Raw genomic sequence first — 25169 nt, 5'->3', positions numbered from 1 at the left:
ACTGATATTAGGGAAGTGGAGCGGAGCGAAGCCGCCACCCAGGTTTGATGGTTTGACGGGCGCGAGCGATCGCCAACGCATCATCGGGCACATCCTCGGTAATGACCGAACCAGCCGCGATAGTGACGTCAGCCCCCACCGTAACCGGAGCTACCAGCACACTATTGGAGCCGGTTTTGGTCCGATCGCCAATCACAGTCCGATGCTTCTTATACCCATCGTAGTTAGCTGTGATGGTTCCTGCACCGACGTTGACACGATTCCCCAGAGTGGCATCTCCCAGGTAAGACAGATGTGCTACGTTGACGCGATCGCCCAGGGTCGTATTCTTCAACTCAACAAAGTTACCGATGCGGCACCCTTCGCCAACTTCCACATGACCCCGTAAGTGGGTGTAAGGGCCAATTCGGCTATTCGCCTTGACGACGCTGTCACTAACCACTGAAAACATAACGGTTGAGTTGTCGCCAATTTCGCTGTTTTCAATTAAGCTGCCAGGACCGATGTGGGAGCCGGTATGAATGAGCGATCGCCCTCGCAAATGGGTCTGAGGCTCAATAATCACATCGGGCTCCAACACCACCTCGCTGTCGATGGTAATGCTGGCGGGATCCACTAGGGTTACGCCCGCGGTCATCCAACGGTCTTTAATACGGTCTTGCAAAATGTCGTAGGCGGTTGCCAATTGGAGGCGATCGTTGATCCCCAGAATTTCCTGGTAATCCTCGACATCAACTGCCATGACGGGTTCCATAAACCGCACCACGTCGGTCAGGTAATATTCTTTCTGATCGTTGTCGTTAGTGAGTTTTGGCAATACTTGAGCCAAATCTGCCCAACGGAAACAATAAACCCCTGCATTAATGCGGCGATTTTGCTTCTGAGCCGCAGTGCAATCGCGATCTTCTACGATCTGGGTGACGACATTGTTACCATCACAGAAGATCCGGCCATATCCCTTGGGATCGGGCAGGTGAGCTGCGAGCAGTGTTACTGCATTGCCTTCCTGCCGATGGGTCTCCAGTAGGTTCGCCAGGGTTTCAGGCCGCAGGAGTGGAACGTCGCCATTCAGCACCAGCAGGTCACCCTCATATCCTTGTAAGGCCGGGAGCAACTGCTGAACAGCATGGCCTGTACCCAACTGTTCCGTTTGTTCAACAAATTCTAATGTGGTGTCTGCACCCAGGCGTTCCCTGACCTGATCTGCCCCAAACCCCACAATCAATAACCGTCGTTCCGGTTGGATGCTGGCCAGGCTTTCTAAAACCCGTTCTACCAGCGATCGCCCCCCCAGAGGATGGAGCACCTTGGGCAGATGCGACTTCATACGAGTTCCACGCCCTGCCGCCAGAATTGCTACCGCTACCATGTTGTCTTCCAAAGATTCCAAAGGGGAGTATATCGTGCTTCCGGTTGCGCTATAGCGTCCCTACGCGATTTGTGAAATGGTTTTTGGCAAGAGAGTAGGCTGCCCCACCCCCTTGCCAAAAACCATTTGGCTTAGCTCATACTTAACGCTATGTCCGCGTAGAAGCAACCAAATTCGGCTGTGGTGCTGGTTCTGTAGCAGATTGTGGTGTGCCCTGCAGAATGAAGGCAGCAAATTTTTCCATCAACTCAGGGTTACGCCAGCCCCGCTGGGTTTCCTCCCGCATGACTTGAAGGGAGGCTGCCGGTTCCAGTGCAGCTTTATAGGGGCGTTCGCTGGTCAAAGCGTCGTAGATGTCGATCATCTGGAATACCTGAGCCAGGAATGGAATACTATTTCCTGACAGCCCATCAGGATAGCCTGATCCATCCCATCGCTCGTGATGGTGACGGATAATGGGCACAACCCCTCGCATCGTGCGGAGTGGCTCGCAGATGCGCTCGCCAATCAGGACGTGCTGCCGCATGATCTCCCACTCCTCCGGTGTCAGCTTCTCCGTTTTCAGCAGAACATGGTCTGGAATGCCAACTTTGCCGATGTCGTGAAGATAGCTTCCCCAGACCAAATCGCGAATCTCGGCCCGCGACAGGTTGAGAAATTCCCCAAAGGATTGGCCCAGGTTTACCAACCGTTCGCAGTGATCGCCTGTATTGGGATCGCGGCTCTCAATCGTGCGAGCAATGGAAAATAAGACCTGCCCTGCGTGGTCCAAATCTTCGTTGAGCCGCTTCTGTCGGACCAGAGACTTAACTCGGGCAGACAGCTCAAGCTGGTCAAAGGGTTTGGAGAGGAAGTCATCGCCGCCTGCTTCGATCCCTCGCAATCGCGCTCTCCGATCGTTCAGAGCGGTGACAAACACGACGGGGATAAGCCGTGTTTGCTCATCCTGCTTGAGCCGTCGACAGACTTCATAGCCGTCCATCCCGGGCATCATAACGTCAAGCAGGATTAAGTCTGGATTTATCTCAATGACGGATTCCAGGGCTGCCAGACCATTCTCGGCCTCTAGCACGTCATAACCTTCAACGGAAAGCAAGGCAACCGCTGTCATCCGGCTAGAGGGATGATCATCAACAACCAGAACTTTAGGATTGTCAGAGTCTCGACCGCTCACTAGAAAAAGTCTCTCTCGAACGACTGTGTTCTTAACGCTGGTTTGGAGAATATCAAAACCGATTCAGTCGGTTCACGAAGGGCGTGGATGGATTCTCTCAGTATCTGCAATGGAAGGGATTCCGGAAATCAGGTTTTTTACGGAGATTTACTGGGTTATTTCCCGGAGCTAGGATGAGAAAACGAAGTCTTATCTACGGGGATACTCCTTATAAAGTAGTATTCCCCACAGTTAGATATTTTGAACGAACGTGTATTTTACACTTTTGTTAAGCTGAGAAATCGTTCGGAGGTTTACTGATCGGAGATTTGTTGAGTAGCCGCGCTCACTCCGCTCAGCGTTTGATAAATGAGGGCTTCAAAATTTTCTGAAGGAACAGAAGAATAAAATCCTTCCTGTTCTTCAAGTGTTTCTAAATTCAATGATATCGTCAGGTTTCGTTATGGCTAGCAGTCCAACACCTTACTTTCCAGGGGATACGTCAACCCTTGTTTCCGCGACCTGGTTGAAAGACCATATCAGCGAACCTAACCTTATCATTGTGGATTGCCGCTTTTCTTTGGACAATCCTGCTCTAGGAAGAATTCAATATGAAGAGGGTCACATACCGGGTGCTGTGTATTTTGACCTGAATCAGGATTTGTCGAGCGTGCCACAAAAACATGGTGGCCGGCATCCCCTTCCCGATCTTGCAGACTTGGTTAATAAACTTGCAGCCGCAGGCATTTCTTCAGAAGACACAGATCATCCCAGCCATGTTGTTGTCTATGATGACTCGCGGTTCGCGTTTGCAGCCCGGTTCTGGTGGCTGTTGCGTTACCTCGGCCATGAGCGAGTATCCTTGTTGGACGGTGGATTTCAAGGGTGGCAAAAAGCCGGATTCCCGATGACGACAGACCTGCCGACGTCATCAGTGGGGCAGTTTCGACCCCGTATTCAGCAGGATTGGGTGGTGGATCGAGAGCAGGTGCAAATGGCTCAGACACACTCCTCAGTCGTGCTTGTAGATTCGCGGACGGGCGATCGCTACCGAGGTGAATTTGAACCGATTGACCCAATTGCGGGGCATATCCCTGGCGCTGTTAACTATTCCTGGTTAGAGGTGACCGATGAGCAGGGGTATGGGCGATCGCCTGAGGAACAACAGCAACGCTGGGCTGGTCTACCAGAGGAATCTGATCTGATTGTGTACTGTGGTTCTGGGGTTACAGCCTGCGTCAATCTATTGTCATTGCAGTTGGCTGGACGACCAGAAGGCCGACTTTATGCAGGCAGCTGGAGTGATTGGTGTTCTTACCTGATATCACCTCTGTGAAGCTATAAGAACAGCTAAAGTCCTCTAAATTAGAACAAAAATGAGGTCAAAGTCTCCACCTTCTGACCCTAAAACTCTCGCCCCAGTTCCAGCCAAAATCTTGATTCTGCTGCTACTTTGTAATGGCAGAATTTAGGTTTAGGGCGTTGATGGAAACTATGAAAGTATATAGAAAATGAAGATATGCCTTAAGAGGTATTGCAATGGAGTAAATTCTGCAAAGCTGCTTCTAAAGGCAGTTCCACCCCTTATCCTGAGTTGTATAGTTGAGTTTAGGAACTCAAACTAAAGACTGCTATGAGGTGAAAGCGACATTCTTTGCAAGCTTAAGCTAACATTACGATACGTGTATTTTTGGGATCGCAAGGTCTGAAATTCTAAAAGCCATTACTTGGCTGTCATTGCTTAATTGAACTCTACGTACGCTTAACTATAAGGTTTATATGCCCTTAATGAACCGTCTTTCCATTTTTGTGGACGGCAACAATATGTTCTATGCTCAGCAAAAGAATGGGTGGTTTTTTGATCCCAAACGAGTTCTGAGCTTTTTCCAGAATGAACAACCAGAAACAACGCTAATTAATGCATTTTGGTACACGGGTCTCAAAGACCCTCAAGACCAACGAGGATTTCGAGATGCTTTAATTAGTTTGGGTTACACAGTTCGAACGAAGATCTTGAAAGAGTACTACGACGACACGTCGGGTAAGTATTCGCAAAAGGCCAATCTCGATATTGAGATTGTGGTTGATATGTTTAACACGGTCGAGCAATATGACCGGGTTGTTTTGTTTAGTGGCGATGGGGATTTTGAACGAGCGATTGAGTTGTTGCGCTCAAAAAATACCCATATTACCGTTGTGTCGACTGAGGGTATGATTGCTCGGGAACTACGGAATGCAACAGACCGTTATATTGATCTCAACGACATCCGGATGTCTATTGAAAAGCTAGACAACTAATTTATACCGGTTAGCCCAAGTCTAATAAGCATAGCTTATTTTTCTCAAGCTTTGTGTTCTGTTGTGATAGATGTTCAGAGAGGCTTGTCAGGGCTTGGTAACTCGGAGAATATTTAGAGTCCTTGAAAGGATTGATCCTCCGTATGCGCTGCACACGGAGGATCAAGTTTTCAAACACCCTCTGAATTAGCCAGGTCGAGCCTTAGAATAGCGATAGTCTCATTTGGGAATGTGGGGTTTAGGGCTCAGGGGATTGCTTCAAAATCACCCGATGCCTTGCATCCTCTAGCTCTGTCAGGGGAGGAGCGGCTTTTCTTTTCCTGGCTATGATACTGAGATTCGCCGGGGTTCCCGTACTCATTTATCGTTTTTGACTTTTTAAGGTCATACCTGATCATGAACACTCAATCGAAGCCAGAACGGATCATCATTTTCGATACCACTCTCCGTGATGGAGAACAGTCTCCTGGTGCAACGCTCAATGTGGACGAAAAACTGGCGATCGCCCGTCAACTGGCTCGACTGGGTGTGGATGTCATCGAAGCCGGGTTTCCCTTTGCGAGTCCGGGCGATTTTGAAGCCGTCCAAAAAATTGCGGAGCAAGTGGGTACTCCCGATGGCCCTACCATTTGTGGCCTAGCCCGGGCAACCCAGCAGGACATTGAAACGGCTGCTCGTGCTCTGAAACCTGCGGCGAAAGCTCGGATTCATACCTTTATCGCGACCTCTGATATTCACCTAGAATACAAACTCCGCAAGAGCCGTAAGGAAGTGCTGGAGATTGCTCCAGAAATGGTGGCTTATGCCAAATCCTTTGTGGATGATGTAGAGTTTTCGCCGGAAGATGCAGGCCGTTCTGATCCCGAGTTTTTGTATCAGGTGTTGGAGCGGGCGATCGCCGCTGGAGCTACCACGATCAATATCCCTGACACAGTCGGCTACCTGACACCGAGCGAGTTTGGAGCTTTGATTAAGGGGATTAAGGAGAACGTTCCCAATATTGATCAGGCGATTATCTCGGTGCATGGTCACAATGATTTGGGGCTGGCGGTTGCCAATTTTCTAGAGGCCGTTAAGAATGGCGCTCGACAGTTGGAATGCACGATTAATGGTATTGGTGAGCGGGCCGGAAACGCGGCTCTCGAAGAGCTGGTGATGGCTCTGCATGTTCGCCGTAAATACTACAACCCCTTCCTGGGGCGGCCTGAGGATTCTGAGGAGCCGCTGACCAACATTGATACACGCCAGCTCTACAAAACCTCACGCATGGTTTCGAATCTGACGGGGATGTTGGTGCAGCCTAACAAGGCTATCGTGGGAGCGAATGCTTTTGCCCATGAATCGGGGATTCACCAGGATGGTGTGCTGAAGCACAAGCTGACCTATGAGATTATGGACGCCCAATCCATTGGCTTGAACGATAACCTGATTGTTCTGGGTAAGCACTCTGGTCGAAATGCCTTCCGCACCCGTCTGCGGGAGTTGGGCTATGACCTGGGTGAGCAGGAGTTGAATCGAGCATTCCTGCGGTTTAAAGAACTGGCGGACAAAAAGAAGGAAATCTCAGATTGGGATCTGGAGGCGATCGTCAATGACGAGATCCAGCAGGTACCCGAGCTGTTTAAGCTGGAGCACGTGCAGGTGTCCTGTGGTGATCATGCCCGTCCCACTGCAACGGTTACCGTGCGTCTCCCCGATGGTCAAGAATTAACGGATGCTGCCATTGGCACAGGCCCCGTGGATGCGATCTACAAAGCCATTAATCGAGTTGTCGATATTCCCAACCAGTTGATTGAGTACTCGGTGCAATCGGTAACAGCAGGGATTGATGCGATCGGGGAAGTCACGATTCGTCTGAAGCATGAGGATCGCATGTTCTCGGGCCATGGAGCCAGCACCGATATTATTGTGGCGTCGTCTCAGGCTTACATGAATGCCCTGAATCGGCTCTATACAACTCTGCAAAACGGTAAGGCACTACACCCTCAGCACGATTCTGTGCTGCCGTCAGTTAATTAATACCGATTTTCTCGTCTACACAGCGTCAGGGGTGTTGCGCAACGCGATGCCCTCTGACTGCATCTGATGAGGTTCTGTGCGAGGATGATGCCATTGTTCCATCCAGGCTGGCGTCTATAGCAATGTGCAAGTGCGTTAAGTACAGTAACGGTGGTGTGGGGCATGAAGTGCCCTATACCACCGTACTTAATCACGTGCACAGCGCTATATTCTTTTAGGAAATTGCTAGCCTGGATGGAATCTTTGAGTAACGATCAAAAGGATAACGGGGAATGACGGGAGAATCTTCAATCCAGAATGAGGCTCGGGCGCGCGATCGCTCCTCTTCGACTTCAGCCTCCCAATCTGGACTGGCTCCCAAGCGAGAGCTTTGGGTGAAAGTTGGGCTTTATGTGCTTCTGGTGGCGATCGCCCTCGGTATGTTGTTGCCGCTTATCTGGCTCGTCAGCACTGCTTTCAAAGCGCCTACGGAAGATATCTTTCAATTTCCGCCCCGATTTATTCCCGAAACGCCAACTCTAACGAACTTTGTTAAGGTCTGGCAGACGAATCCGTTTGGGCGTTACCTGTGGAACAGTACCCTGGTCGCCGTGTTGACGGTTACCCTCAATCTTCTTTTCTGCTCCCTGGCCGCCTATCCCTTAGCGAGGCTACAGTTTCGTGGGCGGGAGGCAATTTTTACCCTGGTGGTTGCGACCATTCTGATCCCATTTCAGATCGTGATGATTCCGCTGTATATCTTGACAGTGCAGCTGGGGTTGCGGAATACGTATTTGGGAGTTGTGTTTCCGGCGATCGCCTCGGCTTTTGGCATCTTTCTCTTACGGCAAGCATTTCAGGGGGTTCCTAAAGAGCTGGAAGAGGCCGCTCGTATGGATGGCTGCTCAGAGTTAGGGATCTGGTGGCACGTCATGCTGCCATCTGTAAGGCCTGCCCTGGTGACCCTGGCGATTTTCGTTTTCATCGGTTCCTGGAGCGACTTTCTGTGGCCATTGATTGTACTTGACCAGCCAGAGCGTTACACGCTGCCCCTAGGGGTTGCCAAACTAGCCGGTTCTCTTTCAGGAGATGACTGGCGGCTTATTGCAGCAGGTTCTGTAATCTCGATTGCCCCGATTTTGCTGTTATTTATTATTGCCCAACGTTATATTGTGCCGACTGACACGGGCAGTGGTGTAAAGGGTTAGGGCTTGCTTTCAAAGGTTTTCTCGTGCGCCTCGCGCACGAGAAAACCTTTGAAAGACGCCTCGGCAAAAAATTACTTCTACTGCAAACAAGGCTTCTGATTTCTTAAGGGGTATGCTTCTGATTTTGCCTTGTATAAACAAAAGAGGTGAAAATTGAGTAAAAATTAATCTCATGGAAACTATTTCGTTCTGGCAGAATTTACATTTCTAGCCTCAAATAACTGGTCTGCATATTGTTTTTCTATTTTTAGTCGTAAAATCTTCCATTTTGCGGAATAGGGTACAGCAAAGCTGTATCTTTTGAAGATTCCGTGTGCTGCGAAGCAAAATTTCAATCTCACCTATCTTTTTCTGCTAAATATTTGAGGCTCCTCCATAGCAATGGATTGAGGGTTTCTATCGAATTTTTGTCGGACTTATGAATCTAATATCCTGGTAGTGCGGAGTATCTTCTTTTGCGACTCCGTACAATTGCGTAATTTCTCTTGGTTTAACCTTAAAGTTATAGTGAAGAACTGGTCAAATATAATGAGGCTGTTATACTAGGATGAATCTTCAGTCTCCCATTGTTTCCCTGTAATTACGTAGCTATAGCTCGGCTCACGTCACAAGTGGCGGACTCAAGATACCTGGGCAGAATTGCAAAAATTCTTCCTTGGGTCTGCTTTCTCCAGAATGGCCACTTATAGGCTTCTGGAATATTGCCCGAATTGCTGAAAGAGAGAGCGAAAGGATTATGCGAGATAAGAGCGATCGCTATCAAGTGCAGGTCAACAACTCTCCCAGAAAACCCAAGCGCTTAGGTGGATATTTGCTGGAAGCAGGGTTGTTGACCACCGACCAAGTGGATGTTGCTTTAAACGATCAACAGGCTACAGGGATGCGGTTTGGTGAGGTTCTAGTGGCTCGGGGTTGGCTTAAAGAGCAAACCATTGAATGGGTGATGCGGCGTATTATCATGCCTGAGCGCGAAGCCTATACACGTTGGGAGAAAAGTCAGCAAACCCTTGTGCAAGAACGAACGGTGCTTCAACCCCGCTTGGCTGCCAAGCAAGCCATGAGTAAGATGGCTCAAGCAGCCTCTCAGCCCGCATTGGAGCCCAAAACCAAACCTGCACCAGTCAATAAGGCTCCGACTACGACCTTTGGTCCGTCAACCACTACGTCATCTGTAAATGGCCTCGGGCGTCGAGAAGTTCCCATCGCTAAACCACTTCCTCCTGTGAATTCTTCTGATAGCGATGTGAGTTGGGTTGGTTAATCTCTCATCTTGGCTGTAAGAACGAAGCAGGCTGTTGGTCTTCATAGAAAGACTAAAGCAGTGGCTTGGGTTTCTGTCCCTCCTGCTAAAACTGGCTGCAAAAGTCCGATAGCGTACCCAGTTCCCCTTCTTCCGAATGGGCTTCTTCTACTGCGCGGTGACCATTGCTTGAGCCATTTTCTGCCATTTCCAGGTTTGGGACCATCTCTTCCGATGCCGCTACCAAGGTAGCGGGTTCCGGTGATTCCCATTGGAATGGGTTTAGTTCCTCGGCATCATTTAGGTCTTCCAGGAAGTTGGACAGGGTGAGTGTCGAGGGATCGGGAGCGCCCTGAATGTGGAGAGATGGACTGCCGTTCAGGATGAGCGGTAGGTTTTCCCCAAGGGAGCCATTCGGCCCTACGGAGGCGATCGCTCTAGGTTCCTCTTTGATCGCTTCTTTTGAGGGGGTGGGTTCCTGTACAAGTTCAGGCAACTCATCCTCTTCCGATTCTTCATCATCGAAGAGGGAGGCGAGGGTTTGCATAGAGGCAAACGCGAATGAGGTGCTATCGTCTGGGTCGGCAGCTACTTCTGGCTGAGGGGCAGCTTCATCAGCAGGGGGAGCGTCTGGTGCGATCGCCTCTTCAACCGGGGTAACTTGGGGCAGGCTCGCCTGAGGGGGTTCGGCTACCAAGTTTTCGGATGGGGCAGGTTCGGCACCTGGATGTGCACTCGCACCTGAGGGCTTTGGGTCGTTTACGAGCGGCTCCTGTGTCGTGGGGGGCTCTACGGGAGTGGGCATAGATTGCTCTAACTGTTGCAGGTAATTGAAAACCTTGCGGGCGTTGATCTCATTGCCACGCTTTGTAAACAGCTCGAGGGCTTTGTTCAGGTCGGCGATCGCCCCATCATAATCTCCTTTCTTGGGCCGAGCTAGGCCCCGGTAATAGTAGAGGATGGCCGAGTCTGGGGTGAGCCGAAGGGCTTCGGTGTAGTCAGCGATCGCCCCTTCTAGTTCACCAAACTTCTGGCAGGCCATGCCTCGCAGGAAATAGGTAACAGCCGACTGTTCATCAATGCGTAGGGCTGCACTGTAGTCAGCGATCGCACCCAACTGATCCCCTAATTCTGAGCGGATGTAGCCCCGGTTGCAATAGGCTGCCGTTTGTTGAGGATTGACCTGAAGGGATTGATTGAAATCGGCAATAGCGTTCTGGCGATCGCCCATGTCATAGCGGATGATACCCCGGAAGTTAAGAGCAAAAATATCATCAGGGGTGACAGCGAGAATCTGGTCACAGTCTTCCAGCGCTCCCTGGCGATCGCCCAGATCGAACCGAGTGTAGGCACGGTTCCAGTGAGCCGCCGCATCATTAAGCCGCAACACCGGGTTATCAAATCGCTGGATAAACTGTTGGATCGCTTCGTCGTCCGTAGTCCGTAGCTTTAGCTCTACTTCGGGCAGGTTTGTCGCCCCGACCATGGCTTCCTCCAGCCCCAGCACAGCGTACTCGCGATCGGATACCAGGAAGTTCTCCCGTGTGCCCAGAATCTTGAATTGCAGCACTTGAGGGTATGTCCGCTTCAAATGGAGCAACTTTTGCAGCGTTGTTTGCAGGTCATCCTGTATGTCTGAGTGGAGTTGCCAGCGTTGGTGAATTGGCTTGAGCAGGCGCTCCTGAGTGCGATCGGCCTGGTGGCACCAACCGATATCCAGCCGACGGTTTTTCTGCAGGAATGCCTCCATACGACCCATCAGGTCGTCATCCAAAGATACCTGGCTGGACCATGGAAGAATGACGATCAAGCGCTCCTGGGATCGCTCCAACGCCTGCTCTAAAACCGAACGGCTATTATGAAGCTCATCTTGCCCTGGGCTTCCTGAACTACCCTCAGCTCCTGCTAGGGCCTTCAGATCCAGAATAAATTCATACTGCGGTCCTTCGGGATAGCTCTGAAGCTGGCGGTTTACCTCCAATAATTCCTGCCGTAACACGGCCTCTACCTGGGCTTGGAACTCAGAACCATCAGTGGGCAGACTGCTGAGTTGTTGGCTAATTTGAGCCATCTCCTGATGCAGCATTGCTTCCAGACGCGACTGGAATTCTTGTTGAGCTGGAGGAGTGGCAGGGCCTGTACTGCGTGAGCCAGCATCTCCATCGACCATCAAGTTCTGCAGTTGGTCGTTGAGGGCTTGCAATTCTGCCCGCAAGGTTTGCTCTACCCGTGTTTGGAATTCTTGCTGCTGTTGCAGGGCTTTCACCTGAGCAACCAGACCTCCAAAATCCCGTTTGGGCACCATATCAGACACGACCTTCAGCAATTTAGCCACTTCCCGCTTGAGGGAGGTGGGATCAAACGGCGGTGGTAATTTCTGGAACTGCCGATTGAGATGGTTGATCTGATTTTGCAGGGAGGTCAGGCTGGACTTGGTGGGGCGTGTCTGAAGCTGCTGACTAATTTCCTGTAATTTACGCCGCAATCCTTCTTCTGCTTCAGATTGCGATTCCTGCTGTTTCTGAAGAGACTGCAACTCCGTAACCAGGGTACTCCAATCCCGCTTGGGTACCAGGTCGGCCACCACACGCACTAGCTCGGTGACTTCTTGCTTGAGGGCTGTGGAATCAAACGGTGGCGGCAGCTTCTGGAACTGGCGATTGAGATGGTTGATCTGATCTTGTAGGGAGGTCAGGGTGGGCTTAGTCTGGTCGGCCAGGCTCTGAAGGTTACCCTGGAGCCGCTGGCTGTCAGATTGAAGTTGGGCGATCGCCCGCTCTAAATCCTTAAACTTGCCTGCTGCTGACAATTGCTGGAACTGGGCCGTTAAATTGGCAACCCCATCATTCAGGTTGCTGTACTGATCTCGCAGGCCATCCAGATCCTCACGGACAGTACCGAGATTGAGCTGCTCAATCACTTGCAGCACCGATTGAACTCCCTCTTGCAGGGTTCTAATTTCCCCGGCCAGGCGCTCAGCCAATTCCCGGTTCTTCACCAACATCGATTTCCGCAGGCTACCAATGGCTTCAGGCGTTGGCAACGTTTGAATCTGTTGCTGTAGCAACTCCAGGTTTCTGGAGACTCGCTGGTCAATATCCTCTAGGGACTTATTTGTATTCTGCTCGGCCACCTGCTCCATCCGGTTGCGGTTGGCCAGATTGAGCAGAATTAATAGCGAGAGTGGAGCCGAAGAGTAGAAAAACTGTGAGGATGCGAACGAAACAACGGATCCTAAGCCTAACCCCAAGAGGGTGGCGTACTCTGCAATATCTAACCAGTGGTGCTGCTTCTTCTTCAAGGTGATATGCCCCAGATGTAATGCGCCGTGAGACCCTGAGAGAAGCCCCTCCCGGCATAGTGTGAGGTAAATCCACCACCGCAGTTCTCTGTCTAGACTGTCAGAAAATATCCGGGGAAACAGCCGAGATGTGAGGTGGATTTATTCATTTATTCCGTCCTTTTTCTGGGGTATCAGGAAACAAGTTTAATTATCAATTCCAGTTCAGGAACCAAAGTATGAAATATGTGCTAGCGTGCCCGTCCTGTTGTATGTGGGACTGGCATATTTTTGTTGTAACAAGATTTTGTGAAGTAACCGTTTGTTCATTTGGGTGAACAGAACTATAAAAAGAGGGCAGGTACTTCGTACCTGCCCTCTTCTGAATAAAAAGAGGGCAGGTACTTCGTACCTGCCCTCTTCTGAAATAGCTATTTGCCTAACCACCCAATGTGTTTTGGAAATTGGTTGGCCCCGTGTATCCAGAGAGTTCCGCTAACCGCTGTAAGCTCTGACGTCCGGAGTAATATTGTCCGTTGATTTCCCAGGAGGGATAGCCCTGAACTTCAGGAATGGAGCGGCAGAGGTCGGTCTGGGAGTTGGCTCCCTCGGGATCGCACTCCACGTAGTTAATTTTGGCGAAGGCTTGCCGCCCAAACAATTCTTTCTGTTCATGGCAGTGGGGGCACCAGTAGGCCCCAAACATCCGGGCACCCGTCTTAGTCAAATGCTCAGCCAGTGCCATTTCGGCGTCGCCAGATATATTAATTGTTGGTGGCCCTACCTGCCCATCGGGAGCAGCGGCCGTGTTTCCACTGTTGTAGATGCCCAGGGTGCCTACCAGAACGACAACGCTAACGAGCGCTCCTGTAAAAAAGAGCTGACCTACATCGTCCCAAACTCGACCTAACAGAGTCAGGACGAACATGGCAGTAGCGCAGATGGCAGAGGCCAGACAGTAGTAACAAAGCCCTTCTGCTCCATACTTAGCCACAAATTCCGAAAACATGATGTACATCAAATAGCCGCTGAACACCAGCATGGCTGTTGATCCCAGGAACAAAAACGTCCAGGTGGTGTTTTCCAGGTCGCTTCGCAGCTTTTTGTTGGTATCGGGGTTCACCAGAAGCGGCCCCAGGGCAAAAATGGCCATTGCCGTGTAAGCCAGTAGCCCAAACAGGGCTAAAGGTTGGCCAAACATCTCGGCATAGCGACTAGATAGCACCTGCTCACAACCACTGGTGGGGCAAATGGCTTCCCCGCCCAGTAGCTTCGTGTAAGTGAGGTAGCCCGTGTTCACGATGCCTAGAATGGCGATCGCCCCAATAATAGGACGCGCCCAACGTTGAATCCACGGGGTTTGACGTCGGCGGATCATAAACCCAGATGAGATAGATTTTTCTACCCTATTCTGACGCATGATGCGAGCCTCGAACGAAATTTCCAGAAAGCTCCAGAAAACTCCAGATGCGAACGATGGGGCCGAATTTGTAAAGATAAAAAAAGAGTGGGAACATTAGCCCCCACTCTTTTTTTAAGTTTTTAAGCTTTAAAGTGTTTCTGAAACGGGGAAGGTTGGCATCGGCGGAGTTAAGCGGGGATCTGCATTAATGGAGCGTTCCATTGCTTCCACAAACTGGCTTACCCGAATTGGATCAATCGGCTGTTCAATCTGTCCGCGTCGTTTCAGCGAGCTTGACACGATTACCCCATCCGCCGCCTGAATCAGCCGAGGGATGTTATCCCAGTTCGCCCCACTTCCAATAAAAACAGGTGTTCCGTTGGCCGCGGCGCTCGCCAACTCCAAATCCTCCAAGCTAGGAGGACTACCTGTGGCCCAACCCGACAGGATGACCCCATCAGCTAAGCCACGCTGAATCGTTTCTTGAACGGCGGTCGTAAGATTTGGAGAGCCCAATGGGCGGGCATGTTTTACCAGCACATCAGCCAGAATTTTGACATCGCTGCCCAATTCTCGCCGATAGCGCAGGAGCTCATGAGCTTGCCCTTCAATCAACCCCTGGTCAGTGGCCATGACCCCGGTGAGCACATTCACACGAATGAATTGAGCTTCCACACAGGAGGCGATCGCCATTGCACTCCGAGCATCATTCCGTAACACATTGATCCCCACGGGAATGGTGACCAGATTCATGAGGCGATGCACGGCCAAACTGATAGCACTGACCACAGCCGGGTCAACGCTATCTTTCGGAAAAGGTGCATCGAAAAAGTTCTCAATGATCAAGCCATGCACGCCACCCGAAGCCAGGGCAACAGCTTCCTGTTCGGCCCGTTCGATAACGGCCCGGAGGCTGCCTCCCCAACGGGGTGACGTGGGCAGGGGCATCAAGTGCACAACCCCAATAATGGGGCGATCGGTTTTAAAGATTTGCTTTAGGTCCACGTTGCCTGGCGTTTTGGACTCTTGAAACGTACAAATAGTCAGCGGTAGCCCGTTGAAACGAGCACCCACAACCCTATCACTTTAACAGGAAGCGGTACCGGGCATCTGAATTTGAACATGAACAGTCATGCTCACAGGGGTATCCGTTCTTAGGGGTGTGAAACTTTTCCGAGACGGGCATTCTGCCTATCTACTAAGTTTTAGGTAGGCAGACGCCGCTTTACAACGTTGTTCAAACGGATAGGGACGTCAGTTCGACGAAAATTGTCTCTTTCTAGAAAGGAGAGGCCACGCCGTGGTTTTGTCTCCCCTCTCCAGGAATATCCAAAAAATGTGTAGTTATGTAATGCATCTATGCGTTAAGATATCTTGCAGGAGACGGATGCGATTGCAACAGAGGGATCTTCTCATCAGAAAACCAGGAGGCAGTCTCTGCCATGTCTGGGTTTGGCGATCGCTTCGACTGAAAAGGGTGGATGATCCTTTGACCGTTCCACAGATTATTCAGGATTCGCCATAACTGCATGGGAGATAAGCCAACAATTGCCGTGTCCCACCTGGGCTGCGAGAAGAACCGTATCGATACCGAACACATGCTGGGTTTGCTGGTACAGGCCGGCTATTCAGTAGACTCCAACGAAGAATTGGCAGATTACGTTATTGTGAATACATGCAGCTTTATTCAGGCCGCCCGTGAGGAATCGGTGCGTACCCTGGTCGAGCTGGCAGAAGCGAACAAGAAGATTGTGATTACGGGCTGCATGGCTCAGCACTTTCAGCAGGAACTGCTCGACGAGATCCCTGAAGCTGTAGCTGTTGTTGGCACCGGAGATTACCAAAAGATTGTCGAAGTCGTGCAACGGGCTGAGGCCGGGGAACGGGTCAAGGAGATTTCCAAGGAACCCACCTTTATCGCCGATGAGACGATTCCGCGTTATCGCACCACCACAGAAGGGGTGGCGTATCTGCGGGTGGCAGAGGGCTGTGACTATCGCTGCGCCTTTTGCATCATTCCCCACTTGCGGGGAAATCAGCGATCGCGCTCCATCGAGTCCATCGTGACCGAAGCCAAGCAATTGGCAGCGGAAGGGGTTCAGGAAATCATTCTGATTTCCCAGATCACCACCAACTATGGCCTTGACCTCTACGGCAAACCCCGCCTGGCCGAGCTATTACGGGCTCTAGGTGAGGTGGAAGTGCCCTGGATTCGGATGCACTATGCCTATCCCACCGGACTCACCTCCGATGTGATTGCCGCCATTCAGGATACGCCGAATGTACTGCCCTATCTGGATTTGCCCTTGCAGCATTCCCATCCAGACGTGCTGAAGGCGATGAATCGTCCCTGGCAGGCCGATATCAACGATCGCCTGATGGATCGCATTCGTGAAGCGATGCCGAATGCTGTGTTTCGTACCACGTTTATTGTGGGTTTCCCCGGTGAAACCGATGCCCACTTTGAGCACCTGACGCAGTTTGTAAAACGCCATGAGTTTGACCACGTGGGCGTGTTCACCTTCTCTCCGGAAGAAGGGACCGCGGCCTACGACCTGTCCAACCAGCTTCCTCAAGATGTGATGGATGCACGACGGGATCAACTAATGGCAATCCAACAACCCATCTCCCTCAAGCGTAACCAGGCTGAGATTGGCCGTGTGGTGGATGTGTTGATCGAACAAGAAAATCCCGGCACAGGCGAAAAGATTGGGCGATCGGCCCGCTTTTCTCCCGATGTGGATGGCCTGGTCTATGTCCAGGGTGATGCTCGTCTCGGCACGATGGTGCCGGTACTAATCGAAGGGGCTGACCCCTACGACCTTTATGGACGGGTTGCTGATGTTCAAACTCAACTTCGAGGCGCGCTCAGCCGTGTCTCGGCTGAAACTCGATGAGGAAACTAAATGACAATTTCTTTTGCTAGCTTGGGCCTGTCTGAGGCGCGTGTTCGTCACCTAGAAAAAGCTGGATTTACGACTCCCACCCCCATTCAAGCTCAAGCGATCCCCCATCTGCTGTCCGGCCGGGACGTGGTGGGCCTAGCACAAACGGGTACGGGAAAAACCGCCGCGTTTTCTCTACCCATCCTGGAGCAAGTGAACCTGAATCAACCTACGGTGCAGGCGCTGATTTTGACGCCCACCCGTGAACTGGCGCTTCAGGTCTATCAATCGATTCGTACTCTGAGTACCGATCGCCGCCTTTGGGTCCTGCCCGTTTACGGTGGTCAGGCGATTGACGCTCAAATTAACCGTCTGCAACGGGGCACACAAATCGTTGTGGGTACCCCCGGTCGTGTGCTAGACCTCCTCAAGCGGGGCGATCTAGTACTGAATGACTTGAATTGGTTGGTACTGGACGAAGCGGATGAAATGCTCAACATGGGCTTCATTCAGGACGTTGAGAAGATTCTGAGCAAGGCTCCGGCCCAGCGTCAGACCGCCTTCTTCTCGGCCACGATGGATCCAACCATCCGCGAATTGGCTGCCAAATTCCTACAGACTCCTGTATCCGTACAGATTGAGCAGCCCAAGGCGACCCCCACTCGGATTAACCAGATTGCCTACATGGTGCCCCGTGGTTGGACCAAGGCTCGTGCCCTGCAACCCATCCTCGAACTGGAAGATCCCGAATCTGCGCTGATTTTTGTGCGGACCCGGAAGACCGCCGCGGATCTGACCCGGCAACTGCAAGCGGCCGGCTACAGCGTGGATGAATACCATGGCGACCTCAGCCAGTCTCAACGGGAGCGTCTGTTGCTCCGCTTCCGTCAGCGTCAGGTGCGCTGGGTAGTGGCGACCGACATCGCAGCTCGGGGTCTGCACGTTGAAGACTTGACCCACGTGGTCAACTTCGATTTGCCCGACACCGTAGAAAGCTACGTTCACCGGATTGGTCGTACTGGTCGTGCCGGTAAAGAAGGTACGGCGGTATCGATTGTGCATCCCCTGGATAAGCGTAAGCTACGGGAGATCGAGCAGCACACTCGGCAGCGGCTCGAAATCGGCCAGATTCCAACTCGTGCCGAAATCGAAGCGCGTCATCTGGAGTCGCTGCAGTCGCAATTGCGGGATGCGTTGGTGGGCGATCGCCTCGCCTCCTTCCTCCCGATCGTGTCGAACCTGAGCGAAGAGTACGACATTCGGGCGATCGCCGCGGCAGCTCTGCAAATGGCCTATGACCAGACCCGTCCTGCCTGGATGCGGTCCGATCAAATCTGGGTAGATGAGCCCACAGAATCTCCCCGGCCTCGCTCTTCGCGGTCTCGCTCTGGCTCTGGCTCTGGTTCTGATGTGCCTCGGCCTCAGAAGAAACCGATCCCGCGTTCGCGCCCTGCTTCGCCGCAGCATTCGGCTCCCAAGTCCCACTAATTTGCCTGGTTTTGAGGGGCATTGCCCCTCAAAATTAGATGATTGCCGGGCTTTTCAAGTATCTTGAACCCAAGGCTAATAGGGAGCGAATAGCTATTCGCTCCCTATTCACTTTTGAAGCCGTTTTCTATTTGAAGCCTAAAGGCTTGCTGCTTCAGTTTGAGCGAATACTCGTCCGTTTAAGTTGGTCTGCATTCAAACATGGCTTGATCCCTGCCGCTTTCCCCCAGAGTTTGCTTTGAAAGCTATTCTTCATATGCGAAGCGCATAAAAACGTTCCTTTCAGCCAGCTTTAAAACACTTTTTAGTATCAACTTTCCGTAGTAAGTAATCGCAACAGTAATGATTACGTTTTCAGAGAAGCGAGATATTTCAATTGATAAAATTCTTTCGTTATACGAAGCGAACAGATGGTCTTCGGCTCAAAAACCTCAAGCTCTCTATCAAGCATTGATAAATTCCCATAGTTTAGTGTCGGCGTGGGATGGAGAGAAACTGGTTGGAATTGGTAATGCAATCTCCGATGGATTTTTGGTTGTTTATTATCCCCATCTTTTAGTGAGTCCAGACTATCAGGGGCAAGGTATTGGTCGAGGGATGATGGAGATTTTGAAGAAGCGGTATGAGGGGATGCATATGCACATGTTGGTCGCCGATCAGGAGGCGATCACCTTCTACGAAAAATGTGGGTTTACAAGGGCCGGGAAAACAGAACCCATGTGGATATATGCAGGTGATGATCACTAAAAATTATGGAGCGATCGCCCTAAAAAAACATTGCGGTTAACTGTTTAGAAGCCTTAGAAGATTTCTGCATCAGAATTTACCCGTGATGTGGGTGCTTTGCCCGGTTCGCGGGCAAAGCACCCACATCACGGAGGTAATTTTATTACTGGAAATTTTCTTAACAGGTGCCTGAAATTGTTAGTAATTGAATATACATGGTGAGATAAGGACTCGTTTTCGTGGGGAAACAAGAGAAATTCACTGGAGCTATGCTCTCCTCTGATCTGCTGGCATTTTATCGGCAGATTAGCCAGCGGCCTTTGACAGTAGTGGATTTAGAAACAACAGGCCACATTCCGGCCTATAACCGGATCACTGAAATTGCTATTCTTCAGGCTCGGCTGGAGGATGGTGTTTTCTATCGTCAAAGTACGTTGGTCAACCCAGAGACACGCATTCCTGAAAGAATTGTGCATGTTACTGGGATTACGAACTCCATGGTTTGTGAGGCTCCGGTGGCAGCGATCGCCCTTCCCGATTTCCTGTCATCGCTCAACCAGGGGGTCCTCACGGCCCACAACTTAGCTTTCGATTACGGCTTTCTTCAAGCCGAATATAAACGTCTCGATCAGGAATTTGTCCGTCCTGCCTCAGAACAGCTTTGCACCGTGGAACTAGCGCGGCTCATGTTATCCGACTTGCCCTCCCGCAGTCTGCCGGCACTGGTGCGTCACTTTGAGTTTGCGGTAGGGCGATCGCACCGGGCGGCGGCAGATACGGAGGCGTGCTGGCTGTTAGCAGAAAGGTTACTGACCGAGATTCAGAACGAATCCGATGCGGCCTTGTTGCGGCGATTTTCCCGACAGTGGATGCCCCTGAAATTAGCGGCACAGTTGTTAGGTTGCTCTCAAGGGGAAGGGCGATCGCGTATGGAAAAAGCCGGAGTTGAGTATCGCTGGTCAAATCGGGGCCAGGGAAGCGTGCCCATGTATCGCCGGGGAGATGTTGAACGGCTCTACGATGAGGAGCAAGGCGGGGCCCAATTGTCGTTTCTTTAACCTGCAGTAATAGCTGTGGGCTTGAGGACAGAGAGGCTGCATGTGGCGTCTCTATCCCAAAAATGGTAGTACGTTATTTCTCAAGCTAGAAAATTGCGCCGACACGTTATCCGATGCGCTAGCGTAGGAGTGCTGTTACAAAACATTAGGTTAGGGCTACATCGTGGTGCGACGTTCAGCAGTGTGGGCTGGAATCCTGATGGCGGTGGTGCTGCCGCTGAGTTCCTGTGCAGGCGGAGGGCTACAGGGAGCCTTTGCTCCTGACCCGCAGTTGCAACAGGGGACAAACGATCTGCAAGCCACGGCCAATTTGCCGCCAGATTTTCCTCAGGAGATTCCGCAGTACCCGGGGGCCGTGTTGCGATCGGTCACGGGTGACAGTAGTGGAACCAGTGGAGCGACTTCCCAGGTGCAGACCCTGTGGGCAACGCGAGATGCTGCGGCGCAGGTGGCGCAGTTTTACCGACAGGAGTTTCAGAAAGATGGCTGGAGCCTGGAGTCGGACAACGAGACACGCCTGTTTGCCACCCGAGATGGATTGGAGGTGCGTCTGGTACTCGCGGATGCGTCTCTAGCTGGCAGCCCCTCACCTGAGACGTCACCTGATTCCCCTCAGGCTTCCCCAGAAGGCAGTCCTTCCCCTTCAGTGTCCCCCAGTCCTGAAGCCTTGACGGAATTTACCCTGAGCTACGGTTCTTCGGGTACGACCGCCGATGCCGCACCAGGAGACGCGACGGTTGGAAGTGCTAACAATGGAGAAACAGAAGCACCTCTGACGGATAGTTGGGCAACCCGACCTTCTCCTAACGCCTCTGCGTCTGCTCGTCCTAGCCCTGCCGGGAGCCCACAAAGTTTTTCGGATATTGATCAGGCTCCTACGGAGTTGCGTTCCTACATTAGCGACCTGGCGAATTTGGGGGTGCTGAAAGTGACGCAAAACCCCGAGGAGTTTAAGCCGAATCAGACGATCACCCGGCGAGAGTACGCGCGATGGTTAGTCGCAACGAATAACGCGTTATTTAACGATGCGTCAGGGAAGCAGATCCGGTTGGCAGTGGCGAGCGATCGCCCCACATTCCAGGATGTTCCTACCTCCGACCCGGACTTTGCCGCGATCCAGGGCTTGGCGAACGCGGGGCTCATTCCCAGTCCTCTATCAGGTAGCAGTACCACCGTCCGTTTCCGCCCCAATGATCCGCTGACTCGGGAGGACTTAATACTCTGGAAGGTGCCATTGGATACGCGGCAAGCATTGCCCCAGGCAAGCCTGGATGCGATTCAACAAACCTGGGGTTTTCAGGATGTGGGCCAAATTGAACCTCGGGCTCAAAAGGCGGTGCTGGCGGATTTCCAGAACTCAGATTTGTCTAATATTCGCCGGGCATTTGGCTTCACTACATTGTTCCAGCCGAAAAAGCCCGTCTCTCGTGCTGAAGCCGCTGCCGTGCTCTGGCATTTCGGCACGGAAGGCGATGGAGTCAATGCAACGGGCTCTGCTGGTTAGCTCTAATAAACTCTAAGACAAGGGGTGTTTTCAGTCACGCCCGTTGTCTTAGGAGATTTCCAGTAATGAAATTACCCCCAGAATGTTGGTGCTTTGCTCGCGAAGCGGGCAAAGCACCAACATTCTGGGTAAATTCTTATGCAGAAACCTCCTTAGAGACGGTTTGAAACGCTGATTTTCTGTGACATAGCGCATGAAAAATCAACGTTTCAAACCGTCTCTTACCCGTTTAAGGAGATTTCTGAGAAACAATATCCCCATTATTTGGAAAAAAGGCGCGGCGAAGCCGCGCCTTTTTTCCAAATAATGGGGAAGTTCTTATCTGGAAATCTCCTAAGTGCGCAAGAAGGCTCGGGCTTGTTTGAGGCTTGAAACGATTGGGCTAGGAAGCCGATTTTTAAGGATTTGCCACTGGGCTGAGGACGATTGGGCCTGAGGCGAACTGTTGAAAGAGACCTTTTCGTTACGTTTCAGGACATTGGGAACAGCAACGGTAGTGCTTTCCTGGAAGGTTTGACTGAGTTCTTTTACCAGAGATGCATAGCCTAAGATGTTACCTATTTTGGTAGCCAGAGCAATTTCGTCTGCTATAGGAGCAGTCTCTAGCTTCTGGCAGTAAAGCATCCCGAAATCCAAATGATCTTCCAGATCATTAGCAAGGCGTATGAGAATAATTTGCTGTTCAACTGGCGTTAGCGTTGAGATGTTCTCAAGGGTTTTCTCCATAGACTGCACGTTCCATGGAAAAGCCGTGTAGTGTGCTATGAGGGATTCTATTTCTGCGCCAACAGCAGCGATGACAGTCTTCTGGTTTGTCTTGGTTACTCCGTTGCGATCGCTGCCAAAGTTTCCCTGAGCATAGGCAGCATGGAGAAGACCTGCTACAACAACCTGGATGGGAGCTTTTTGGGCTACAAGGATGCTGGCTGTTCCTACCAGGTGTGCCAGAAAGGGTTTGCCATTTGCGCGATAACGTCCTGAGAAGAGTGTGATAGCGAGTTCGTATCCCTTCAAGACATACTGCAAATCGGGCTCAGAATAATTAGCCTCAACTAGCTGATTGTAAAGCTGTAAATTCGTTTGGGCGTAAGCGTGCATGGTTGTACCCCAGATGAATTTTAATAGCCCGTCAACAGGATGATTTGAGAATAAAGTAATGCTAACTTTATAGCCCGTTATTTATATCAGTATCGGTTAAAAGACATAGATGTCGTTCTTGATGAATTTTAGGAATTCGAGTTTTTGTACATTCAGCCGATATAGAAGCCAGTGCTCTAAGTTTTAGTTTTGGATCTGTACAGGAAGGTAGTCTCTTACTAAGTAGAACTATCAGACTCCCTGTGGTTAAAGCGCGTAATGCTATATCAAGAAGATGTGTTTCTTAGAAACGTATGAGTGGATGGATGGCGATCGCTCTTCAGTCGCTCATACAGAAGAAACTTGTATTAAAAGCTACCTGATTTACGGCAATTCAACCAAGGGGTTATTGGCTTAAATCTATCTAAATTGCTATTTCGGCTACTCCTATTTACGGTTGAATGCTGAAATGTTTTGCATCTAAAAAATAAACATTTTTATTAACGGTTAAGGGATAGTTCGGTTTACCGCATTCGGTGCGGTTTTTACTACCTGTTTTTGCGCATGTACCGAACTCAGGATATAAGCATATAAAAGTTTCGCTTGGTAGGATTAAAGCGTTGTCGGGAAATTGGATTCGAATCGGATACGATGACCTGGCGGCCTGTCATTGCGTGAAGGAGAAAGCTTATGTCAGGCTCGATTCGAGATAGAGTTTCGGAAGATTTGCAGAAAGCAAAGTCAGAAGGTGGGTTGCGTAGTGATCGCATCAAAGCCATTGTGAAAGCAGCGGTTTCTCAGGCGATCGCTGAACTGAAAGAAGGCTCTGGCGAGATTGGTGTGATTGCTCGAGATGCCATTGCCGCCGTTGCTGATGACGTAAAAGAAAAAGGCCAGGATGCTGCTGAGAGCCTGCGTGCGTCAGTAGAAGGGGCCGTCGAAGGAATTAGCGAAAAACGCAAGCAATCGATCGCCCAAACCCAGGCCCAAGTTGATATATTGCAGGGCGAAATCATTGAGCAAGAGCAACAGCTTCAGTCGGACATCGAAGGTGCTCTCGTGAAGATTGAAGAAACCAGTAATGAGAACGACAAAACTCATCTGCAAGCTGTTATTGCATCCGTCATTGCTAATCTTCGGGATACTGAAGCCTTTGCTTCAATGCAAGAGCAATATGGCAAACTCAAAGCCCAGCTAGCCATATTAGATGCCAATTTGGCGGCTCGCTATGGCGAACGTTATGAAGATGTTAGAAAGCACCTGGATACTGCTCGGGTATGGTACGACGACTCCAAAACCAAAATGGAGCAGAGCGGAAATGCCCCAGGCCATCAACAAAAGGTTGAATTTGAGCAAAAACTGAGCGATCTAGGTACTGCTCTGGCTCACAAAGAAAAGCAAATCAAAGAAAAACTGAAGGATCTGTGGATAACCTCTAAAAAACTGTAAATGGGCCCATCGATATAGTTTTAAGGCTGTCGAAAGATAGATCCTCTCAAGACGCCTTTCATTAGATAGGTGGCTACACAAAACCAACAGGTTATCTCTATAAGAATCTGTGTAGCGCCTGGTATGGAGTAAGCGCTTGTAAACGCTTTTTAAGTCCTTCCCATGATTACAAGGAGATTCGTATGAAACTCGTTCGTTTCCTGTTTGCTGTTTTAATTCCCCCCGTTGGCGTGCTGCTGACCTATGGCTTTGGCCCCACTCTTTTAATTAACGTTGCGCTGACAGTTTTGGGTTATGTTCCTGGCATCATCCATGCAGTATGGGCGATCGCTAAGCATGACGAAAGACTGGGCGAAATTCGCTAATTCACCTGTAGCTTCTGCCTGTTCCAGGCAGAGCTACAAGAGGTGAATCGCTGTTGATAAATCGATTTAGTGTAAACGGTTCAATTTCAATTTGGGAGTAAGAACCTATGTTTGGATATTTTTTGACTACTTTGATTACGGCGTTGAGCCTGTTAGTGGTCGACCTGATAGTGCCCGGTGTAAACCTGGCTAACTTCCCTGCGGCCATTGTGGCAGCGCTTGCCATTGGTTTCGTCAACGCTTTCGTGAAGCCCGTTCTCAACCTGTTGTCCTTGCCTGTTAACTTCCTGACTCTGGGTCTGTTCTCCCTGGTAGTGAACGGCCTGTGCTTCTGGTTGGCGTCTGTCCTGGTTCCTGGCTTTATCGTGTCCGGGCCTTTGGCCTTCCTATTTGGCCCCGTTGTGCTGTCCTTCGCCAGCACCTTCCTGAACAACTACTTTGTTGCCAAGCGTAGCCCTGATGCGATCGCAGGCAGCAACCGCGCTCCTCTCAACACCCCTGTTAAAACCACCACGGGTGAGAACGCTTAGATAGATGCCATGATTCGGAACTGTGAGAGTTCTGGATCTCCCTGTCTCCTTAAATCCCTAACGGTTTGGGGATTCCGAGAAAGCCTGAATATAGAATGTGCGCGGTGCTCTGTGCCGCGCACATTCTATATTTGGGTCG

19 protein-coding genes are annotated in these 25169 nt (G+C 50.8%); 13 read left to right on the top strand and 6 right to left on the bottom strand.

Going from position 1 to position 25169, the window contains the following annotated elements:
• Nucleotides 1-7: 7 nt before the first annotated feature.
• On the bottom strand, nt 8-1369 hold the full coding sequence (gene glmU / locus H6F91_RS23950) for a bifunctional UDP-N-acetylglucosamine diphosphorylase/glucosamine-1-phosphate N-acetyltransferase GlmU (RefSeq protein ID WP_190772629.1): 1362 nt from the start codon (nt 1367-1369) through the stop codon (nt 8-10).
• Nucleotides 1370-1517: 148 nt separating this feature from the next.
• Nucleotides 1518-2543 carry an HD domain-containing phosphohydrolase gene (locus H6F91_RS23945; protein ID WP_190772628.1) on the bottom strand — a complete coding sequence of 342 codons (1026 nt, stop codon included), beginning with the start codon at nt 2541-2543 and terminating at the stop codon, nt 1518-1520.
• Between the two features lie 442 nt (nt 2544-2985).
• On the opposite strand from H6F91_RS23945, the gene H6F91_RS23940 reads away from it, so the two are divergent.
• From H6F91_RS23940 to H6F91_RS23920, 5 genes are all read left to right on the top strand, one after another.
• A complete protein-coding gene (locus H6F91_RS23940) occupies nt 2986-3858 on the top strand; it encodes a sulfurtransferase (protein ID WP_190772627.1) in 873 nt (290 codons plus the stop codon).
• 443 nt (nt 3859-4301) lie between these two features.
• A complete protein-coding gene (locus tag H6F91_RS23935) occupies nt 4302-4820 on the top strand; it encodes an NYN domain-containing protein (RefSeq protein ID WP_190772626.1) in 519 nt (172 codons plus the stop codon).
• Nucleotides 4821-5216: 396 nt separating this feature from the next.
• Nucleotides 5217-6839 carry a 2-isopropylmalate synthase gene (locus H6F91_RS23930; protein ID WP_190772625.1) on the top strand — a complete coding sequence of 541 codons (1623 nt, stop codon included), beginning with the start codon at nt 5217-5219 and terminating at the stop codon, nt 6837-6839.
• 419 nt (nt 6840-7258) lie between these two features.
• Entirely contained in the window at nt 7259-8026 is a 768-nt protein-coding gene (locus H6F91_RS23925) for a carbohydrate ABC transporter permease (RefSeq protein ID WP_242035959.1), read from the top strand.
• A gap of 736 nt (nt 8027-8762) precedes the next feature.
• A complete protein-coding gene (locus tag H6F91_RS23920; protein ID WP_190772623.1) occupies nt 8763-9287 on the top strand; it encodes a hypothetical protein in 525 nt (174 codons plus the stop codon).
• A gap of 85 nt (nt 9288-9372) precedes the next feature.
• On the opposite strand, the gene H6F91_RS23915 is transcribed toward H6F91_RS23920, so the two are convergent.
• The 3 genes from H6F91_RS23915 to btpA form a co-directional block, all read right to left on the bottom strand.
• Nucleotides 9373-12567 (bottom strand): tetratricopeptide repeat protein, encoded by a 3195-nt coding sequence (locus H6F91_RS23915; protein ID WP_190772622.1) that lies wholly within the window; start codon nt 12565-12567, stop codon nt 9373-9375.
• A 418-nt stretch (nt 12568-12985) separates the two neighbouring features.
• A complete protein-coding gene (locus H6F91_RS23910) occupies nt 12986-13924 on the bottom strand; it encodes a vitamin K epoxide reductase family protein (RefSeq protein ID WP_190772632.1) in 939 nt (312 codons plus the stop codon).
• A 171-nt stretch (nt 13925-14095) separates the two neighbouring features.
• Complete coding sequence (btpA, locus tag H6F91_RS23905; protein ID WP_190772631.1) at nt 14096-14953, bottom strand: photosystem I biogenesis protein BtpA; 858 nt, start codon at nt 14951-14953, stop codon at nt 14096-14098.
• Between the two features lie 524 nt (nt 14954-15477).
• Here btpA and rimO point away from each other — a divergent pair.
• The 5 genes from rimO (at nt 15478) to H6F91_RS23880 (ending at nt 21609) form a co-directional block, all read left to right on the top strand.
• The gene (gene rimO / locus H6F91_RS23900; RefSeq protein ID WP_190772621.1) at nt 15478-16845 is read left to right on the top strand and encodes a 30S ribosomal protein S12 methylthiotransferase RimO; all 1368 of its coding nucleotides are present in this window, start codon (nt 15478-15480) and stop codon (nt 16843-16845) included.
• Between the two features lie 9 nt (nt 16846-16854).
• Nucleotides 16855-18321 carry a DEAD/DEAH box helicase gene (locus tag H6F91_RS23895; RefSeq protein WP_190772620.1) on the top strand — a complete coding sequence of 489 codons (1467 nt, stop codon included), beginning with the start codon at nt 16855-16857 and terminating at the stop codon, nt 18319-18321.
• 342 nt (nt 18322-18663) lie between these two features.
• On the top strand, nt 18664-19068 hold the full coding sequence (locus H6F91_RS23890; RefSeq protein WP_190789518.1) for a GNAT family N-acetyltransferase: 405 nt from the start codon (nt 18664-18666) through the stop codon (nt 19066-19068).
• 248 nt (nt 19069-19316) lie between these two features.
• Nucleotides 19317-20105, top strand: coding sequence for a 3'-5' exonuclease (locus H6F91_RS23885; protein ID WP_190772618.1), 789 nt, complete (start codon nt 19317-19319; stop codon nt 20103-20105).
• A 163-nt stretch (nt 20106-20268) separates the two neighbouring features.
• Nucleotides 20269-21609 carry an S-layer homology domain-containing protein gene (locus tag H6F91_RS23880; RefSeq protein ID WP_347280079.1) on the top strand — a complete coding sequence of 447 codons (1341 nt, stop codon included), beginning with the start codon at nt 20269-20271 and terminating at the stop codon, nt 21607-21609.
• 333 nt (nt 21610-21942) lie between these two features.
• Here H6F91_RS23880 and H6F91_RS23875 read toward each other — a convergent pair whose 3' ends face one another.
• Nucleotides 21943-22707, bottom strand: a complete 765-nt coding sequence (locus tag H6F91_RS23875; protein WP_190772707.1) for a DUF6817 domain-containing protein — start codon at nt 22705-22707, stop codon at nt 21943-21945.
• Between the two features lie 669 nt (nt 22708-23376).
• On the opposite strand from H6F91_RS23875, the gene H6F91_RS23870 reads away from it, so the two are divergent.
• From H6F91_RS23870 to H6F91_RS23860, 3 genes are all read left to right on the top strand, one after another.
• Nucleotides 23377-24135 (top strand): histidine kinase, encoded by a 759-nt coding sequence (locus tag H6F91_RS23870; protein ID WP_190772708.1) that lies wholly within the window; start codon nt 23377-23379, stop codon nt 24133-24135.
• A gap of 182 nt (nt 24136-24317) precedes the next feature.
• Nucleotides 24318-24500, top strand: a complete 183-nt coding sequence (locus tag H6F91_RS23865) for a YqaE/Pmp3 family membrane protein (RefSeq protein WP_190772709.1) — start codon at nt 24318-24320, stop codon at nt 24498-24500.
• A 107-nt stretch (nt 24501-24607) separates the two neighbouring features.
• Nucleotides 24608-25030, top strand: coding sequence for a phage holin family protein (locus tag H6F91_RS23860; RefSeq protein ID WP_190772710.1), 423 nt, complete (start codon nt 24608-24610; stop codon nt 25028-25030).
• Nucleotides 25031-25169: the final 139 nt, after the last annotated feature.

The sequence above is a fragment of the Leptolyngbya sp. FACHB-8 genome, assembly GCF_014695575.1.
Classification (GTDB): domain Bacteria; phylum Cyanobacteriota; class Cyanobacteriia; order Elainellales; family Elainellaceae; genus Vacuolonema.
The sequence above is the reverse complement of the archived record's forward strand: the minus strand, read 5'-3'. Positions and strand labels throughout refer to the sequence as shown.

What these genes read in the sequence shown, in the direction of transcription:
- glmU (WP_190772629.1), bottom strand. Translation starts at nt 1,369, where the DNA reads ATGGTAGCGGTAGCAATTCTGGCGGCAGGGCGTGGAACTCGTATGAAG.
- H6F91_RS23940 (WP_190772627.1), top strand. Translation starts at nt 2,986, where the DNA reads ATGGCTAGCAGTCCAACACCTTACTTTCCAGGGGATACGTCAACCCTT.
- H6F91_RS23935 (WP_190772626.1), top strand. Translation starts at nt 4,302, where the DNA reads ATGCCCTTAATGAACCGTCTTTCCATTTTTGTGGACGGCAACAATATG.
- H6F91_RS23930 (WP_190772625.1), top strand. Translation starts at nt 5,217, where the DNA reads ATGAACACTCAATCGAAGCCAGAACGGATCATCATTTTCGATACCACT.
- H6F91_RS23925 (WP_242035959.1), top strand. Translation starts at nt 7,259, where the DNA reads ATGTTGTTGCCGCTTATCTGGCTCGTCAGCACTGCTTTCAAAGCGCCT.
- H6F91_RS23920 (WP_190772623.1), top strand. Translation starts at nt 8,763, where the DNA reads ATGCGAGATAAGAGCGATCGCTATCAAGTGCAGGTCAACAACTCTCCC.
- H6F91_RS23910 (WP_190772632.1), bottom strand. Translation starts at nt 13,924, where the DNA reads ATGATCCGCCGACGTCAAACCCCGTGGATTCAACGTTGGGCGCGTCCT.
- rimO (WP_190772621.1), top strand. Translation starts at nt 15,478, where the DNA reads ATGGGAGATAAGCCAACAATTGCCGTGTCCCACCTGGGCTGCGAGAAG.
- H6F91_RS23895 (WP_190772620.1), top strand. Translation starts at nt 16,855, where the DNA reads ATGACAATTTCTTTTGCTAGCTTGGGCCTGTCTGAGGCGCGTGTTCGT.
- H6F91_RS23890 (WP_190789518.1), top strand. Translation starts at nt 18,664, where the DNA reads ATGATTACGTTTTCAGAGAAGCGAGATATTTCAATTGATAAAATTCTT.
- H6F91_RS23885 (WP_190772618.1), top strand. Translation starts at nt 19,317, where the DNA reads ATGCTCTCCTCTGATCTGCTGGCATTTTATCGGCAGATTAGCCAGCGG.
- H6F91_RS23875 (WP_190772707.1), bottom strand. Translation starts at nt 22,707, where the DNA reads ATGCACGCTTACGCCCAAACGAATTTACAGCTTTACAATCAGCTAGTT.
- H6F91_RS23870 (WP_190772708.1), top strand. Translation starts at nt 23,377, where the DNA reads ATGTCAGGCTCGATTCGAGATAGAGTTTCGGAAGATTTGCAGAAAGCA.
- H6F91_RS23865 (WP_190772709.1), top strand. Translation starts at nt 24,318, where the DNA reads ATGAAACTCGTTCGTTTCCTGTTTGCTGTTTTAATTCCCCCCGTTGGC.
- H6F91_RS23860 (WP_190772710.1), top strand. Translation starts at nt 24,608, where the DNA reads ATGTTTGGATATTTTTTGACTACTTTGATTACGGCGTTGAGCCTGTTA.